The sequence below is a fragment of the Limnohabitans sp. MMS-10A-178 genome (assembly GCF_003063375.1).
Lineage (GTDB): Bacteria > Pseudomonadota > Gammaproteobacteria > Burkholderiales > Burkholderiaceae_C > Limnohabitans_A.
Genome location: NZ_NERY01000001.1, coordinates 760,073 through 776,692, shown reverse-complemented (window position 1 = coordinate 776,692; position 16,620 = coordinate 760,073). Strand labels below are relative to the sequence as shown.

General features: G+C 53.7%; 15 protein-coding genes. 9 read left to right on the top strand and 6 right to left on the bottom strand.

Features of this window, described 5'->3' with window-relative positions; translation table 11 throughout:
* Positions 1-9: 9 nt before the first annotated feature.
* Genes ubiE through B9Z32_RS03870 form a run of 3 tightly spaced genes read right to left on the bottom strand, consistent with a single transcriptional unit; the run spans position 10 to position 5,070 of the window.
* Positions 10-741, bottom strand: coding sequence for a bifunctional demethylmenaquinone methyltransferase/2-methoxy-6-polyprenyl-1,4-benzoquinol methylase UbiE (gene ubiE, locus B9Z32_RS03880; protein WP_108420970.1), 732 nt, complete (start codon positions 739-741; stop codon positions 10-12).
* 13 nt (positions 742-754) lie between these two features.
* Positions 755-1,171 (bottom strand): gamma-butyrobetaine hydroxylase-like domain-containing protein, encoded by a 417-nt coding sequence (locus tag B9Z32_RS03875; protein WP_108420030.1) that lies wholly within the window; start codon positions 1,169-1,171, stop codon positions 755-757.
* Between the two features lie 26 nt (positions 1,172-1,197).
* Positions 1,198-5,070 (bottom strand): DUF3683 domain-containing protein, encoded by a 3,873-nt coding sequence (locus B9Z32_RS03870; RefSeq protein ID WP_108420029.1) that lies wholly within the window; start codon positions 5,068-5,070, stop codon positions 1,198-1,200.
* Between the two features lie 182 nt (positions 5,071-5,252).
* Between B9Z32_RS03870 and ugpB the strand changes: the two genes are divergently transcribed.
* From ugpB to ugpQ, 5 genes are read left to right on the top strand one after another with little or no spacing between them, the layout of a single operon-like run.
* Positions 5,253-6,563 carry a sn-glycerol-3-phosphate ABC transporter substrate-binding protein UgpB gene (gene ugpB / locus B9Z32_RS03865; protein ID WP_108420028.1) on the top strand — a complete coding sequence of 437 codons (1,311 nt, stop codon included), beginning with the start codon at positions 5,253-5,255 and terminating at the stop codon, positions 6,561-6,563.
* Between the two features lie 55 nt (positions 6,564-6,618).
* Positions 6,619-7,512 carry a sn-glycerol-3-phosphate ABC transporter permease UgpA gene (gene ugpA, locus B9Z32_RS03860; RefSeq protein WP_108420027.1) on the top strand — a complete coding sequence of 298 codons (894 nt, stop codon included), beginning with the start codon at positions 6,619-6,621 and terminating at the stop codon, positions 7,510-7,512.
* 1 nt (position 7,513) lies between these two features.
* Positions 7,514-8,365, top strand: coding sequence for a sn-glycerol-3-phosphate ABC transporter permease UgpE (ugpE, locus tag B9Z32_RS03855; protein ID WP_108420026.1), 852 nt, complete (start codon positions 7,514-7,516; stop codon positions 8,363-8,365).
* Positions 8,365-9,384: a sn-glycerol-3-phosphate ABC transporter ATP-binding protein UgpC gene (gene ugpC, locus B9Z32_RS03850; RefSeq protein ID WP_108420969.1), complete on the top strand. Its 1,020-nt coding sequence runs from the start codon at positions 8,365-8,367 to the stop codon at positions 9,382-9,384. Before ugpE ends, ugpC begins: the two co-directional genes overlap by 1 nt.
* 9 nt (positions 9,385-9,393) lie before the next feature.
* Complete coding sequence (ugpQ, locus tag B9Z32_RS03845) at positions 9,394-10,131, top strand: glycerophosphodiester phosphodiesterase (RefSeq protein WP_108420025.1); 738 nt, start codon at positions 9,394-9,396, stop codon at positions 10,129-10,131.
* On the opposite strand, the gene B9Z32_RS03840 is transcribed toward ugpQ, so the two are convergent.
* Positions 10,115-10,369 (bottom strand): hypothetical protein, encoded by a 255-nt coding sequence (locus tag B9Z32_RS03840; protein WP_233248053.1) that lies wholly within the window; start codon positions 10,367-10,369, stop codon positions 10,115-10,117. The genes ugpQ and B9Z32_RS03840 overlap by 17 nt on opposite strands.
* A 67-nt stretch (positions 10,370-10,436) precedes the next feature.
* On the opposite strand from B9Z32_RS03840, the gene hemA reads away from it, so the two are divergent.
* The 4 genes from hemA (at position 10,437) to grxD (ending at position 14,087) form a co-directional block, all read left to right on the top strand.
* Positions 10,437-11,708: a glutamyl-tRNA reductase gene (hemA, locus tag B9Z32_RS03835; RefSeq protein WP_108420023.1), complete on the top strand. Its 1,272-nt coding sequence runs from the start codon at positions 10,437-10,439 to the stop codon at positions 11,706-11,708.
* A 69-nt stretch (positions 11,709-11,777) separates the two neighbouring features.
* Entirely contained in the window at positions 11,778-12,878 is a 1,101-nt protein-coding gene (gene prfA, locus B9Z32_RS03830) for a peptide chain release factor 1 (protein ID WP_108420022.1), read from the top strand.
* Entirely contained in the window at positions 12,875-13,690 is an 816-nt protein-coding gene (gene prmC, locus B9Z32_RS03825) for a peptide chain release factor N(5)-glutamine methyltransferase (protein WP_108420021.1), read from the top strand. The genes prfA and prmC overlap by 4 nt, the downstream gene beginning before the upstream one ends.
* Before the next feature lie 67 nt (positions 13,691-13,757).
* A complete protein-coding gene (gene grxD / locus B9Z32_RS03820; RefSeq protein WP_108420020.1) occupies positions 13,758-14,087 on the top strand; it encodes a Grx4 family monothiol glutaredoxin in 330 nt (109 codons plus the stop codon).
* A gap of 55 nt (positions 14,088-14,142) precedes the next feature.
* On the opposite strand, the gene B9Z32_RS03815 is transcribed toward grxD, so the two are convergent.
* Positions 14,143-14,766: a lytic transglycosylase domain-containing protein gene (locus B9Z32_RS03815; RefSeq protein WP_108420019.1), complete on the bottom strand. Its 624-nt coding sequence runs from the start codon at positions 14,764-14,766 to the stop codon at positions 14,143-14,145.
* A gap of 49 nt (positions 14,767-14,815) precedes the next feature.
* A complete protein-coding gene (locus B9Z32_RS03810) occupies positions 14,816-16,561 on the bottom strand; it encodes a proline--tRNA ligase (protein WP_108420018.1) in 1,746 nt (581 codons plus the stop codon).
* Positions 16,562-16,620 lie beyond the last annotated feature (59 nt).

Here is a 16,620-nt window from a genome sequence, read left to right as displayed (position 1 = left end):
AAAGAACGATCAACATTTGATGCCGACGTGTAAGGCTACCACCCCTGCACTTAAATTGTGAAATTCAGCATGTCCAAATCCGGCATTTTTCATAAGGGCTTTAAGCTCTTCTTGACCAGGGTGCATGCGAATCGATTCCGCCAAATAACGGTAACTGGCATCGTCTCCGGCCACCCACTTGCCCAGTTTGGGCAGGACATTGAAAGAGTACCAATCGTAGGCTTTTTCCAAGGGCTTGGCCACTTTGGAAAACTCAAGAACCAGCAGCTTGCCACCAGGCTTGAGCACCCGGCACATCTCTCGAAGTGCAGCATCCTTGTGGGTCATGTTGCGCAGACCAAAAGCCACACTGACCACATTGAAATGATTGTTGGGAAAAGGCAACTTCTCAGCGTCACACACCAAGGTTGGCAACAACACACCTTCATTGACCAATCGATCGCGCCCCGTCCTGAGCATGGCTTCATTGATGTCAGTGTGAAAAACCTGGCCCGAGCTACCGACTTTTTTGGAAAAAGCCAGTGACAAATCGCCGGTGCCGCCCGCAATGTCGAGCGCACGATCACCTTCTTTCAGGTTGGCCACTTGCACCGTATACGCTTTCCAAACACGGTGAAGACCCACCGACATCAGGTCATTCATGATGTCGTACTTAGAAGCTACCGAATCAAAAACGCCCCTGACATGCTTGGCCTTTTCTTTTTCATCGACCGTTTTGAAGCCAAAGTGGGTGGAGCTCATTTTCAAAATCCAATCAATGCGAATGGCCACAAGAGGCACCCGCGGCAACGGGCATAGGATCGTCTCTTTGCACGCCAGCCGCCAACAAGCGTTCTTTGTATTGGTCTAAAAGACGGTCTTGTTCTGCACCTAAGTGGTACAAGTAATCCCAAGAAAAGATACCGCTGTTGTGGCCATCTGAGAAAGTGGGCTGGACTGCGTAATTGCCCACTTGCACCAGCTCAACGATATCCACCTCACGCTTGCCCGACTGCAAAACTTCTTGCCCCGGGCCATGGCCTTGGACTTCTGCAGATGGTGAGTAAACGCGCATGAGTTCAAATGGAATGCGAAATGTTTGGCCATCGGAAAAGGAAATTTCCAATGCCCGGCTTTGACCATGAAGGGTCAAGGCCTCTGGCGTTGGTGCGCCTGTTGTCAATCCGGCCATAAGGCTGTCTTTCGTGATGCTTTGCGTTAAACCAAAACCCGCTCAATGCCGCCGGCATTGGCCGCCGCCACATACTCAGGCATCCACTGCTCACCCAAGATGTGCTTGGCCATTTCGACAACAATATAGTCGGCTTCCAACAGGCCATTTTTCAAATCGTCGCCATAACGGGACAAGCCTTGCAAACAACTTGGGCAGCTGGTTAAGACTTTGATGTTTTCTTTTTCGCCCACCATGCCAGTGGCGCGCATTTGCGTTTCGCCTTTGAGAATTTCTTCTTCTTTGCGGAAGCGAACTTGCGTGGCAATGTCGGGGCGAGTCACGCCCAAGGTGCCCGACTCGCCGCAGCAGCGATCAGACTTCAGCACTTGAGGCCCCAACAAGGACTTGACCGTCTTCATGGGGTCTTGCAGCTTCATGGGGCTGTGGCAAGGGTCGTGGTACAGGTAGGCGCCATGGTTGCTGAGCGTCATGCCCTTTTCGAGCAGGTACTCGTGAATGTCGACGATGCGGCAACCAGGGAAGATCTTGTCAAACTCATAACCTTGAAGTTGGTCGTAGCAAGTGCCGCAACTCACCACCACGGTTTTGATGTCCAGGTAGTTGAGGGTATTGGCCATGCGATGGAACAGCACACGGTTGTCGGTGATGATTTTTTCGGCCTTGTCAAACTGGCCACTGCCCTTTTGGGGGTAGCCACAGCACAAATAACCTGGCGGTAAAACCGTTTGAACACCCGTGTGCCACAGCATGGCCTGCGTGGCCAAACCCACTTGGCTGAACAAGCGCTCAGAGCCGCAACCGGGGAAGTAAAACACCGCCTCCGTCTCGGGCGTAGTGACCTTCGGATTGCGAATGATAGGCACGTAGTCTTGATCTTCAATGTCCAACAAAGCGCGGGCCGTTTTCTTGGGCAAGCCGCCAGGCATCTTTTTGTTGATGAAGTGAATCACTTGCTCTTTGATAGGCGCTGCGCCAATGCTAGACGGCGGCGCTTTGGTTTGTTTACGGGCAAACGTTTTGAGCAAATCGTGGGCAAAGCGCTGCACCTTCATGCCCACACCCACCATGCCTGCTCGGGCCAGTTTGATGGTTTCGGGATTGGTGGCATTCAGCATGAACATGGCCGCAGCATTGCCGGGACGGAATGTTTTTTGTCCCATTTTGCGCAGCAAGTTGCGCATGTTCATGGACACATCGCCAAAGTCAATTTTGACTGGGCAAGGCGACAGGCACTTGTGGCAAACAGTGCAATGGTCGGCCACATCTTCAAATTCTTGCCAGTGCTTAATGGACACACCTCGGCGCGTTTGCTCTTCATACAAGAAGGCTTCGACCAGCAAGGATGTGGCCAAAATTTTGTTGCGCGGGCTGTACAACAAATTGGCGCGGGGCACATGCGTGGCGCACACAGGTTTGCACTTGCCACAGCGCAAACAATCTTTGATGCTGCCGGCAATAGCGCCAATGTCAGACTGCTGCATGATGAGAGACTCATGAGCCATCAAACCAAAGCTGGGGGTATAGGCATTGGTCAGATCGGCTTGAATACCCACACCCTGTGAGCCACTCACATTGCGTATCAATTTGCCTTTGTTGAAGCGCCCTTCAGGATCAACCCGCTGCTTGTAATCGGCAAAGGGTTGGAGTTCAGCGTCGGTCAGGTGTTCAAGCTTGGTGATGCCAATGCCGTGTTCTCCAGAAATGACCCCATCCAAACTGCGTGCCAAGACCATGATGCGCGACACAGTTTGATGCGCTGTTTGCAGCATGTCGTAATCGTCTGAATTGACAGGCAGATTGGTGTGCACATTGCCATCGCCTGCGTGCATGTGAAGCGCTACCCACACACGCCCCTTGAGAACGCGTTTGTGGATGGCCACGCATTCGTCCAAGATAGGCTTGAATGCTGACCCAGAAAAAATGCTTCCAAAAGGTGCCTTGATTTGGGTTTTCCAACTGGCACGCAATGTGTGATCTTGCAATTGTGGAAACAAGGTGTCCACCGACTGCAACCAGCCTTGCCACAAATCTCGCACATCGCGCACCACAGCCAAAGCCTGGCCAACCCTGTCTTCCAACAGCTCGGCAGGCGCAATTTGACCAGCGTCGTCTTCCTTGCCCAAAGGCAAATTGCCCTTGCTTAAAAACTGCTCCAATTCGTTGCACAACTTGATTTTGTTGCGCAGCGACAGCTCGATGTTGATGAGTTCAATGCCATCGGTGTACTCGGCCATTCGTGGCAGTGGAATCACGACGTCTTCGTTGATTTTGAAGGCATTGGTGTGCTTGCTAATGGCCGCTGTTCTTTTGCGATCTAACCAAAACTTTTTGCGCGCTTCAGGGCTGATGGCAATGAAGCCTTCGCCGCTGCGTGAGTTGGCAAGGCGAACCACTTCAGATGTGACTTTGGCCACGTCATCGGCGTTGTCGCCGGCAATGTCACCCACCAAAACCATTTTGGGCAAGCCACCGCGTTTGGACTTGGTGGTGTAGCCCACCGCGCGCAAATAGCGATCGTCCAAATGCTCCAAACCTGCCAGCAACACACCCGAGCGTTTTTGCTCTGCGAACATGAAGTCTTTGATTTCAACGATGCTGGGCACCGCATCTTTGGCATTGCCAAAAAACTCTAGGCAAACGGTGCGCGTGTGGTCAGGCATGCGGTGCAAAATCCAGCGTGCGCTGGTGATCAGGCCATCGCATCCTTCTTTTTGCACGCCTGGCAAGCCAGCCAAGAATTTGTCGGTTACGTCCTTGCCCAAGCCTTCTTTGCGGAAGTTTGCACCGGGAATGTCAAGGCGTTCTTGGCGGACCAGTGTGGTGCCATTGGCTTCGAAATATTTCAGTTCAAAACTGGCGACTTCTACATCGTGAATCTTGCCCAAGTTGTGGTTCAAGCGGGTCACTTCGAGCCACTGCGCATCGGGCGTTACCATGCGCCAACTGGCCAAATTGTCGAGTGCGGTACCCCACAAAACAGCCTTCTTGCCGCCTGCATTCATGGCAATGTTGCCACCAATGCAGCTGGCTTCGGCAGATGTTGGATCAACAGCAAAGACCCAGCCGGCGCGCTCTGCGGCATCGGCCACGCGCTGCGTGACCACGCCCACTTCGGTCCAAAGCGTAGGCACTTCTTTGTCTAGCCCCGGCAACTTCACCATCTCAATGTCTGACATGGCTTCGAGCTTTTCAGTGTTGATCACTGCGCTGTTCCACGTCAGGGGCACTGCACCGCCTGTGTAGCCCGTGCCGCCGCCCCTTGGAATGATGGTCAAGCCCAAGGTGAAACAGGCTTTGACCAAATTGGCCATTTCGGTTTCTGTGTCTGGCGTGAGAACCACAAAGGGATATTCAACGCGCCAGTCGGTAGCATCGGTTACATGGCTCACGCGCGACAGCGCATCAAACTTGATATTGTCTTTGGCAGTGTGCTTGCCCAGTCCCTTTTGCGTTTTTTTGCGCAACTGGGCCATGGCCGAGAAAGTCTCACCAAACTCTTTGACAGCCTTGCCTGCCAATTCCAACAACTCGCCCACGGCACCATCTCGCAAAGCATCGGCATCAGGGGTGCGACGTTTTTGGACTTCTCCCAGTCGATGCTGTAAGGCCTCGACTAAAAGCTTTCTCCGATCGGGGTTGTCTAGCAGGTCGTCTTGCAAGTAGGGGTTGCGTTGAACCACCCAAATATCGCCCAAGACTTCATAAAGCATGCGAGCAGACCTGCCAGTGCGGCGCTCGTCTCGAAGTTGATTGAGCAGGTCCCAAGCACGAACACCCAACAAACGAATCACAATTTCTCGATCGGAGAAGCTTGTGTAGTTGTAGGGAATTTCGCGCAAGCGAGGCGACGAATCGTCAGCCTGCATGAGGTGTTGGAGCGTGGTTGGAGCATTCATGGGGTTTAAGCGCAGATTTTACTGCAGGAGCTAATTCACGCACCAAGGGTGGGGACAGTGAACCCAGACATTGAGTTTGATCTTGGAAAGCTCAGTTTGTCACCAAAGCTTCATGACACATTAATAAGATGTGAAATCATGAACTTATGCTCATGTTTGATCCAACACTCAAAGGAGTACTTATGAATTACAAAAAAACGCTCGCCACTGTCGCTGTGGCCGCATTTGCAAGCTTCGGCGCGCAAGCCCAAACTGAAATTCAGTGGTGGCACTCGATGTCTGGCGCACTTGGCGAATGGATCGGTGACATTGCGAAAGATTTCAACGGCAAGCAAAAAGATTACAAAATTGTGCCCGTCTTCAAGGGCAACTATGACGAATCCATGACGGCCGCCGTGGCCGCCTTCCGCGCTGGCAATGCCCCACATATTTTGCAGGTGTTTGAAGTGGGCACTGCCACGATGATGGCTTCCAAAGGCGTGGTGGTCCCGGCAGAAAAAATCATGCGCGATGCAGGTTATAAATTTGACCCCCAATCCTATGTGCCCGCCGTGTCCGGTTACTACACAGCGCCCAACGGCCAAATGATGTCTTTCCCGTTCAATAGCTCAACCACCGTGATGTGGTTCAACGTGGATGCCCTAAAGGCAGCTGGCGTTTCGACCGACAAGCTGCCTCAAACATGGCCTGAGGTCGCTTTGGCCGCGGCCAAACTCAAAGCCAGCGGCCACAAATGCCCCTTCACGACTGCTTGGCAAGGTTGGACCCAGTTGGAGAGCTTCTCCACTTGGCACAACACCGAATTGGCCACCAAAGGCAACGGCATGAAAGGCATGGACGCCCGCTTGGTTCTTAACTCGCCTTTGCATGTGCGCCATATAGAAAACTTGGGCAACATGGCCCAACAAGGCCTGTTTGTTTACAAAGGTCGCGCCGGTGCAGCCGGTGCCACGTTTGAGTCGGGCGAGTGCGCCATGTACACCAACTCATCGGCTGCTTATGCCGGTATCAGCAAAAACGCCAAGTTCAAGTTTGCCGTGGGCACCTTGCCTTATTACCCCGATGTGGCCGGTGCGCCTCAGAATACCGTGATTGGTGGCGCCAGCCTCTGGGCCATGGCAGGCAAGAAAGCCGAAGAGAACAAAGGCGTTGCAGCTTTCTTCAATTACCTGTCTGACCCAGTCGTTCAGTCGGTGAACCACAAGCGCACCGGTTACTTGCCTGTGACAATGGAAGCCTTCAAGATCACAGAAGCTTCGGGCTTTTACAAGCAAAACCCCGGAACTGACGTGTCGGTCAACCAGATGATTCGCAAGACAACCGATAAATCGCGCGGCATCCGTTTGGGCAACTATGTGCAAATCCGAACCATTGAAGACGAAGAACTCGAACAAGTTTGGGCGGGCAAAAAGTCTGCCAAAGACGCCTTGGACAGCATCGTCAAGCGCGGCAATGAATTGCTCGAGAGGTTTGAAAAAGCCAATAAGTCCTGATCTTTTAGGTCTTTTTTTAAGGCAAGCCAGCCGGTGTTCGCGTCGGCTGGCTTGAATGATTTTGAGCAGCGATAAAAAAGTTATTTTTCGGTCCAAATGGTTGCCTTGGGTGCTGATTGCACCCCAAGGCTTCATCATTTTGGCGTTCTTCTTTTGGCCAGCCGGTCAGGCTTTGGTGCAGTCTTTCCAACAGTCTGATGCTTTTGGCACTTCGGTTCAGTGGAGCGGCCTGGACAACTTTGTCGCTTTGTGGCGCGATGAGACCTATTTGGAATCGTTCAAAACCACCGCTTTGTTTTCGGTGTTGGTGGCAGGCTTGGGGATTTCGCTGTCATTGGTTTTGGCCTTTTTCGCCGACCGCGTGGTGCGGGGCATCTGGTTGTACCGCAGCCTGCTAATCTTGCCTTATGCGGTCGCGCCAGTGGTGGCTGGGGTTCTGTGGTTGTTTTTGTTTTCGCCTTCGGTGGGCTTGGTGGCCTATGTGCTTGAGAAATTCGGCGTCGAATGGAACATTTTGCTCAACAGCACCCATGCAATGACATTGGTCGTGATCGCTTCGGTTTGGAAGCAAATCGCCTACAACTTTTTGTTCTTTTTGGCAGGTTTTCAAAGCATTCCCAAATCACTGGTTGAAGCTGCTTCCATCGATGGTGCCAGCGTTTGGCAGCGGTTTTGGACCGTGCAATTACCACTATTGACCCCCACCACTTTTTTCTTGTTGGTGGTTAACACGGTTTACGCCTTTTTTGAAACTTTCGGCATCATCGACGCCACCACCAAAGGAGGGCCTGGTAAAGACACGGCCATCTTGGTCTACAAGGTCTACTTTGACGGCTTCAAAGCCATGGATTTGGGCGGTTCGGCTGCGCAGTCGGTGGTGCTCATGGCGATCGTCATCAGTTTGACGGTGCTGCAATTTCGCTATGTCGAACGCAAGGTGAATTACTAACATGGTCGAACGGCATCCCTTTTTAGATCTGATCTCTCACGCCCTGCTGGCTTTGGGCGTGATGGTTATTGTGTTCCCCATCTACCTCGCCTTGGTCGGGTCAACCCATTCGGCACAAGACATGGCGCAGTCGCCCATACCAATCTGGTTTGGCCAAGATGCTTGGCTAAACTACCGCACCATATTGTTGGGCGAAGGCCCCGGTGTGACCAGCCAAGTGCCAGTAGCGCGGATGATGTGGGTCAGTTTGGTCACAGCCCTAAGCATTGCATTTGGCAAGATCGTCATCTCTTTGCTCAGTGCTTTTGCCATCGTGTACTTCAATTTTCCATTTCGCAAAGCGGTGTTTTGGGGCATCTTCATCACCTTGATGTTGCCGGTCGAGGTGCGGATTGTGCCGACCTACCAAGTGGTGGCCGACTTCGGGATGATCAACAGTTTTGCGGGCTTAACCATCCCCCTCATTGCTTCTGCCACAGCCACTTTTTTGTTCCGGCAATTTTTTCTGACGGTGCCCGATGAGTTGGCCGAAGCAGCCAAGATGGATGGCGCCTCACCCATGCAGTTTTTTTGGGATGTGCTCTTGCCTTTGTCGCGTACCAGCATTGCGGCCCTGTTTGTGATCCAGTTCATCTATGGCTGGAACCAGTACCTATGGCCTCTGCTCATGAGCACCGAAGAGCGCATGTACCCCATTGTCATGGGCATCCGCAGCATGACTGCTGGACCCGACTCGCAAGTGCAATGGAACTTGGTCATGGCCACGGCCATTTTGGCCATGCTGCCACCCGCCTTGGTGGTGGTTCTGATGCAAAAGTGGTTCGTCAAGGGCCTCGTTGATACGGAAAAATGATGGCTTCAATCACCCTCTCTCACCTTCAAAAAACCTATGGCACAGGCGCTAAGGGCAATACCGTCATTCAAAATCTGAGCGCTGACATCCACGATGGCGAATTTGTGGTCATCGTCGGGCCATCAGGCTGTGGCAAGTCCACCCTGCTGCGCATGGTGGCGGGTCTTGAAGAAATCACCGCAGGCACCGTGTCGATTGGTGAGCGCGTGGTCAACGACCTTGAGCCCGCTGAGCGAGACATCGCCATGGTGTTTCAGAACTACGCGTTGTACCCACACATGAGCGTGTTCGACAACATGGCCTATGGCCTGAAAATCGCCAAGCGACCGCTGGAGGAAATCAAGGCACGCGTGGACAAGGCCGCCGCGATTTTGGAGCTGTCTCAGCTGCTGCAACGCAAGCCGCGCGAGCTTTCCGGTGGTCAGCGCCAGCGCGTGGCCATGGGCCGCGCCATCGTGCGACAGCCTCAGGTTTTTTTGTTCGACGAACCTCTGTCCAACCTAGATGCCAAGCTGCGCGCCCAGACTCGGCTAGAGATTCAAAAGCTGCACCGCGAGTTGGGTATCACCAGCCTTTTTGTGACGCACGATCAGGTCGAAGCCATGACCTTAGCCCAACGTATGATCGTGATGAATGGCGGTCACATGGAGCAATTCGGTACGCCAGAAGAGGTCTATAACCGCCCAGCCAGTACTTTTGTCGCCAGTTTCATCGGCTCACCGCCCATGAACCTGCTCCAACATTCTCCTGGTACGCCTACAGGGCAAATTATGGGTATTCGCCCCGAGCATCTGGACATCACGCCAGTACCCGTAAACGGTAGCTGGTCGTTGACGGTGGACACAGTGGAACTGCTGGGCGCCGAGCGCCTGGTGCACGCCCGCTTGGGGCCAGAAACCCTCACCTTGCGGCTGGACGCATCGCTGCCCGCGCCTGATCCGGGCAGCACGTTACACGCCACACCACGCGCCGAACGCTTGCACTGGTTTGATGCGCAGACCCAAAAACGCATTGCTTAAAATGACTCGATGAAACATTGGCACTACCCCCGCTGGATCGCCCATCGAGGCGCAGGCACTTTAGCGCCCGAGAACACACTTGCCGCATTCCGCAAAGGCGCCGAGTACGGCTACCGCATGTTTGAATGCGACGCCAAACTCAGCGCAGACGATGTGGTGTTTCTAATGCATGACGCCACACTGAATCGAACCACCAACGGCCACGGCATTGGCGGTGAACAAAGCTGGCATCAACTCTCACAATTAGATGCTGGCAGTTGGCACTCAAGACACTACAGCGGCGAGCCTCTGCCAACTTTGACCGGCCTCGCCCAATATTGCAATCGGAACCAATTTTTCCTCAATATTGAAATCAAACCCACACCGGGTGTTGAATTCAAAACAGGTGAAATCGTGGCCCAACAAGCTGCGCACCTTTGGCAACACGAAAAAGTGCCGCCTCTGCTCACCTCCTTCCAATTTGATTCCCTCAAAGGCGCCCAACAAGCCGCGCCCCATTTGCCCAGAGGTTTATTGCTCCACAGCCTGACCGAGGGATGGTTAGAATCTGCCAAGCGCTTGGATTGCAGCGCCATCGTCTGCCAATACGCTCTGTGGAGCCCGGAAATTGTGTTGGCTGCTCACGGCGCCGGAATGAGATGCCTCAGCTACACCGTGAATGACGAGTGGGCTGCTCAGCACTTGCTGGCCTTGGGAACCGACGGCATTATCACTGACCGAGTGGATGTTTTCAGCCCTGCCGCTTAAATTTCATTTGCAAAGCCCACTCAATGGTGGCGCAAATCAACACCAGCGCACCGTAGGTGGCCATTTTCCCGTCGTTGCCGGTGATGACCAAACCGCCGACCAAGACAGCCAAACCGCCCATGGCACTGAAAAACCAGCGCCAAAGCCACCCGATTTGAGATTGACGCCGATATTGGAACGAGCCCCAAAGGGTGATGCCAAGAGATACCATCAAGGCGGGCAGCGAAAAATTCACCATATGCCAAAAAACGTCATCCCAAGTCATTCATTTCCTTATCTGAGGTGCAGGTTTTATAATCCGAAACATGGCAGTTTGGGCATTGGGGTTAAACCACACAACAGCCCCGCTCGATTTGCGCGGGCGGTTTGCGTTCGCCGTCGACCAACTCCCCCCCACTTTGCACCAACTCAGGGGCAATTTGGCCTCACAAACAGCGCGCGAACCTGAAGCAGCCATTCTCTCCACCTGCAACCGCACAGAAATTTATTGTGCCGCAGATCAGCCCATCATAGAAGGCACCTTGAATTGGCTAGCGCAAAGTGGTGGGGTCTCCATCCACGAACTGCGCTCCCACACCTACTTGCTTGAAGAAGGCCATGTGGCGCGACACGCCTTTCGGGTTGCCAGCGGGCTCGACTCCATGGTTTTGGGTGAAGCCCAAATTCTGGGTCAATTGAAAGATGCGGTCAGGGCAGCCGAAGAAGCTGGTGCCTTGGGCAGCACCTTGAATCAGTTGTTTCAAAGAAGTTTTGCAGTTGCCAAGGAAGTGCGCTCGACCACCGAAATTGGCGCTCATTCCATCAGCATGTCTGCCGCGGCAGTGCGCTTGGCCGGTCAGCTTTTTGAAGACCTCAGCAAAATCAAAGTGCTGTTTGTAGGTGCGGGTGAAATGATTGAATTGGTGGTCACTCACTTTGCCGCCAAAAACCCGCGCAGCATGGCCATTGCCAACCGCACTATGGATCGTGGTGAAAAGCTGGCGGCCCAATATGGCGCTGAAGTCATGCGCTTGTCCGAATTGCCCGATCGCTTGCATGAATTCGATGCTGTCATCAGCTGCACCGCCAGCACACTGCCTCTCATTGGCTTGGGGGCCGTCGAACGCGCACTCAAAAAGCGGCGCAACCGCCCCATGTTCATGGTCGACTTGGCGGTCCCTCGCGATATCGAGCCCGAAGTTAAATCTTTGGAAGATGTTTATCTCTACACCGTCGACGATTTGGCCAGCGTCATTCAAACCGGTCAAGCTCATCGGCAAGCCGCGGTGGCAGAAGCGGAGGTCATCATTGACGCCGGCGTGCAAAGCTTCATGCACTGGATGGTTCAGCGCGGCAGCGTACCGCTCATTCAGCAATTGAATGCCCAGGCAGATGAGTGGCGAGAAGCTGAAATGGCCCGTGCCCGCAAAATGCTGGCCAAGGGTGAGGACCCTGAAAAAGTACTGGAAGCACTTTCCCGCGGTTTGACCCAAAAAATGCTGCATGGCGCAATGGCCGAACTCCGCGAAGCAGACCCCGAACACGTGGCTCAAGCCACACACGCGGTTCAACGTATCTTTTTGCGCAAAGAGCGCTAGCGACTCTCGCCCTAGCCTGCGCTGCATTGAGAAAAGCTCAATGCCCCTTCAATTTTCTCTCTCAGATTCATGAAACCATTTTTACGCCATCAGCTTGAGCGTTATGCACAGCGTCTAGAAGAACTCGACTTTTTGCTGTCGCGCGAGGACATCATGTCCGATATGAATCAGTTTTTGAAGCTCTCGCGCGAACACGCCGACGTGAGTGCCGTGGCCAAACGCTATGCCCGCTTTCAAGAACGCAGCAGCGATTTAGACGCAGCCAATGCCATGCTCGAGACCAGCTCGGATGACCCCGACATGAAAGCCATGGCCGATGAAGAAATTCAAAGCGCTTCGCAAGAAATGAATGAGCTGGAAGTTGAATTACAGCGCATGTTGTTACCCAAGGATCCTGATGACGCGCGCCCCGCTTTTCTCGAAATCCGAGCCGGCACTGGCGGTGATGAATCGGCACTGTTTGCAGGCGACTTGCTTCGCATGTACACCAAGTTTTGTGAACGCAAAGGCTGGCGAGCTGAAATCATGTCAGAGTCTGCCAGTGAGTTGGGTGGCTATAAAGAGGTGGTCCTTCGAATCGAAGGCGAGAACGTGTTTGGCAGCATGCGCTTTGAGTCAGGGGGCCACCGCGTGCAACGCGTGCCCGCCACAGAAACTCAAGGCCGCATACACACCAGTGCCTGCACAGTGGCGGTATTGGCTGAACCCGACGAAGCCCAAGCGGTAAGCATCAATCCAGCTGACTTGCGCATCGACACTTACCGCGCCAGCGGTGCCGGTGGCCAGCACATTAACAAAACAGATTCTGCAGTGCGCATCACGCACATTCCCACAGGCATTGTGGCGGAGTGTCAAGACGATCGCAGCCAGCATCGCAACAAAGCCAAAGCCATGCAAGTTTTGTCCGCCCGCATTCAAGAAAAAGAGCGGAGCGAGCGCGCCGCCAAAGATGCTGCCTTGCGCAAAGGTCTGATTGGCAGTGGCGACCGCTCTGACCGCATTCGCACCTACAACTTTCCACAAGGACGGCTTACCGACCACCGCATCAACCTCACCTTGTACAAGCTGAGTTTCATCATGGAAGGCGATTTGGAGGAAGTCACGCAGGCTTTGCAGTATGCCCGACAAGCGGAGCAGTTGGCTGAACTGGAACTGAGCTTACCCCCATGAACGTCTCCCAATGTTTGATCCGCGGCCAAGCCATGGGGCTGCCACGGTTAGAGGCACAAATCTTGTTTTTGCATGCCATTGGCAGACCGCTGCACGATCGCGCTTGGCTGCTGGCACACGACACCGATGGAGTGACGCCAGAGCAGCTTGCAAACTTTGAGGCCTTTGCTGAAAGAAGACTTCAGCACGAACCCGTGGCCTATATCGTGGGCCAAAAAGAGTTCTTTGGCCTCACGCTCCAAATTGACAAACGTGTTTTAGATCCCAGAGACGACACCGAAGTATTGGTGGAATGGGCTTTGGCTTGTGCCGCCTCTTTGGCCACCCCGCGCTTTTTAGATTTAGGCACTGGCAGCGGGGCCATTGCGCTGGCCCTCCAATCGCAGCGGCCTGCGGCCATGGTGATGGCCGTTGATGCCAGTTCTCAAGCCCTTAGCTTGGCTTCTCACAACGCCAAGCACCTAGGCTTAGGGGTGTCATTCCTAGAAAGCAACTGGCTCAACCAAGTGCAGGGTGAATTTGACGTGATTGTCTCCAACCCACCCTATATTGAGGCCAACGACCCCCATTTGGCTTTGCTCAAGCACGAACCCCAAGAGGCCTTGGTCAGCGGCTCAGAGGGCCTTCAAGACATTCAAAAGATCGTTGTAAACGCTCACAAAAACTTGGCCCAGGGCGGTTGGCTGCTCATTGAACACGGTTGGCAACAAGCGGCTCAAGTCAGGGCACTTCTGCAGGCAGCAGGCTACGGCCATGTGCAGTCTAAGTTGGACTTGGCCGGCATCGAAAGGTGCTCGGGCGGTCAAAAATAGACCCTAAACAACACAAGCCCTTGCAACATGAAATAATCACCCCATCGATAGTTAACGAGGAATTTCCATGAGCGACACCCAAGCCCGCATTGATGATTTGGTCAAACAAAACGAAGTACTGCTTTTCATGAAAGGCAGCGCAAGCTTCCCCATGTGCGGCTTTTCTGGTCGCGCCATTCAAATTTTGAAGGCTTGCGGGGTCGACCCCAAGGCTGTGAAAACCGTCAATGTCCTAGACGACGCTGAAATTCGCCAAGGCATCAAGGAATACAGCAACTGGCCCACCATTCCTCAGTTGTATGTGAAGGGTGAATTTGTCGGCGGCTCTGACATCATGATGGAAATGTACGAATCGGGTGAACTGGTTCAAGTGCTGGGCACCACACCCAAAGAATAATCTCACTCAGATTGAGAGCTCAAGCTTCTACTTTGGAGCTTGAAAGAAAATGGTTTCAGTCCACCGACTGAAACCATTTTTTTTGTGCTGCCAAAACAGCGTTGGGGTAAGCAGCCTGTCCTCGACTGCCGTTGTAACGACCTAGGGCCAAAAATAGATTGCCTTTTTCACGCTCCAGCATGTACTTCAAGATGACACAACCAAAGCGCAGTTGCGTTTGGGTGTGAAACAAAGTGCTTTCGTTGCCATCGCCAATGCTGCGCGTCCAAAATGGCATCACCTGCATGAAGCCTCGTGCGCCTGCGCTAGAGATGGCGTATTTTCTAAAGGCGCTTTCAACTTCAATCAGGCCCAACACCAAAGACAAAGACAAGCCTGCACGACGCGCTTCATACCAAAGGGTGTGGAGAAACTCTTGTCGATCGTCAGGGTGTTTCATCCACTGACTCAAGCGAAGTGAAGCTTTGGCCAGCCAGTCATTGAATTGATTTTTTTCTAGTTCGGTATGGAGAACCGGCACGGGAGGGCCACTTTGCGCCACGGCCTGGCTTAGTGCCGTGCGCACTGAATCAGACAGCGCCTCTTCAGCTTGATTGCCCGCCCAAGCCAATGGCATGCAGGGCAGAACCAGCATTTTCAAGCCCCATTGGCGCAAAAACTTGCGTCTGTGCAAATTCATACGCCCTGCTTTCAATGGGCTCTGAGCAAACTAAGCAAGCTAAGCAAACTCACTTGCCGAGTTTGGCCAAAACAAAGGCTGCTATGTCGGCAGGTGCAACAGCCGTGGCGGCTTCATCGCGGCGGTGTTGGTATTCCACCTTGCCTTCTTTCAGACCCCGGTCGCCCAAAGTGACGCGGTGCGGCACGCCAATCAGCTCCCAGTCTGCAAACATGGCTCCCGGACGCTCGCCACGATCGTCCAGCAACACATCGACACCCGCAGCCATCAGGTCGGCATAGAGCTTTTCTGATACGGCTTTGACATCGGGGCTGCGATCGGCGCCAATGGGGCAAATGACCACTGTGAATGGCGCAATGGCATCAGGCCAGATGATGCCTTTGGCATCGTGGTTTTGCTCAATGGCAGCTGCGGGCAAGCGTGTCACACCAATGCCGTAGCAACCCATTTCCAAGAATTGAGGTTTGCCGTTTTCGTCCAAGAATGTGGCGTTCATGGCTTGGCTGTACTTGGTGCCTAAATAGAACACTTGACCCACTTCAATGCCGCGCTCAATGGCCAAGGGACCTTTGCCATCGGGTGACGCATCACCAGCTACCACATTGCGCAAGTCGGCCACCATCATGGGCTCAGGCAAATCACGACCCCAGTTCACACCAGTGATGTGGTGGTCGGGTTGATTTGCGCCGCAAATCCAATCGGCCATGACGGCCACTTCACGATCGGCCACCACGTTCAAGGGCTTCTTCAAATTCAAGGGTCCCAAGTAGCCTGGCTTGCAGCCAAAGTGGTCTTCAATTTCAGACAGCGTGGCAAAGCGGAAACCGGCATTGAGGCCAGGCAACTTGCCCACTTTGACTTCATTCATGTCGTGATCGCCGCGCAACAACAACAGCCACACTTTGGAAGCCTTGATGTTGCCTTGCTCGTCGGTGTCGTCAGTGGCCAAGACCAAGGACTTGACGGTGGTCGACAAAGGCACGTTCAACAAGGCCGCCACATCTTCGCAAGTGCTCTTGCCAGGAGTGGGCGTGAGGGTTTGCGCTTGAGAAGCAGCGGGACGTGCTTGGGTAGGCGCCAAGGCCTCGGCCTTTTCCATGTTGGCTGCGTAATCGCTGTTGGGGCAGTACACGATGGCGTCTTCACCGGTGGCCGCGATCACTTGGAATTCTTCGCTCAAATCGCCGCCAATGGCGCCGCTGTCGGCGGCCACTACGCGGTAGCTCAAACCAAAGCGATCAAAGATTTTGCGATAGGCATCGGCCATGATCTTGTAGCTTTGCTTGGCGGACACTTGGTCGCGGTCAAAGCTGTACGCGTCTTTCATGATGAACTCGCGGCCGCGCATCAAGCCAAAACGTGGACGGCGCTCGTCACGGAACTTGGTTTGAATTTGGTAGAAATTCTTGGGCAATTGTTTGTAGCTGCGCAATTCTTGGCGGGCCACATCGGTGATCACTTCTTCGCTGGTGGGCTGCACCACAAAGTCACGGCCATGGCGGTCCTTGATGCGCAGGAGCTCAGGGCCCATCTTTTCAAAGCGACCTGTTTCTTGCCAAAGCTCAGCGGGCTGCACCACAGGCATGGTCATCTCAATGGCGCCAGCGCGGTCCATTTCTTCGCGCACGATGGCTTCCACCTTGCGAATGACGCGCAGGCCCATGGGCATGTAGTTGTAAATGCCTGCGCCCAAGCGTTTGATCATGCCGGCGCGCATCATGAGTTGATGGCTCACCACCTCGGCGTCTGCGGGCGCTTCTTTGAGGGTGGAAATTAAAAATTGACTGGCTTTCATGGGCAATTCCAAGCGTTCTCAGGGTGAGTCCTAATGTTGCACAGATCTGTCCGTGCATA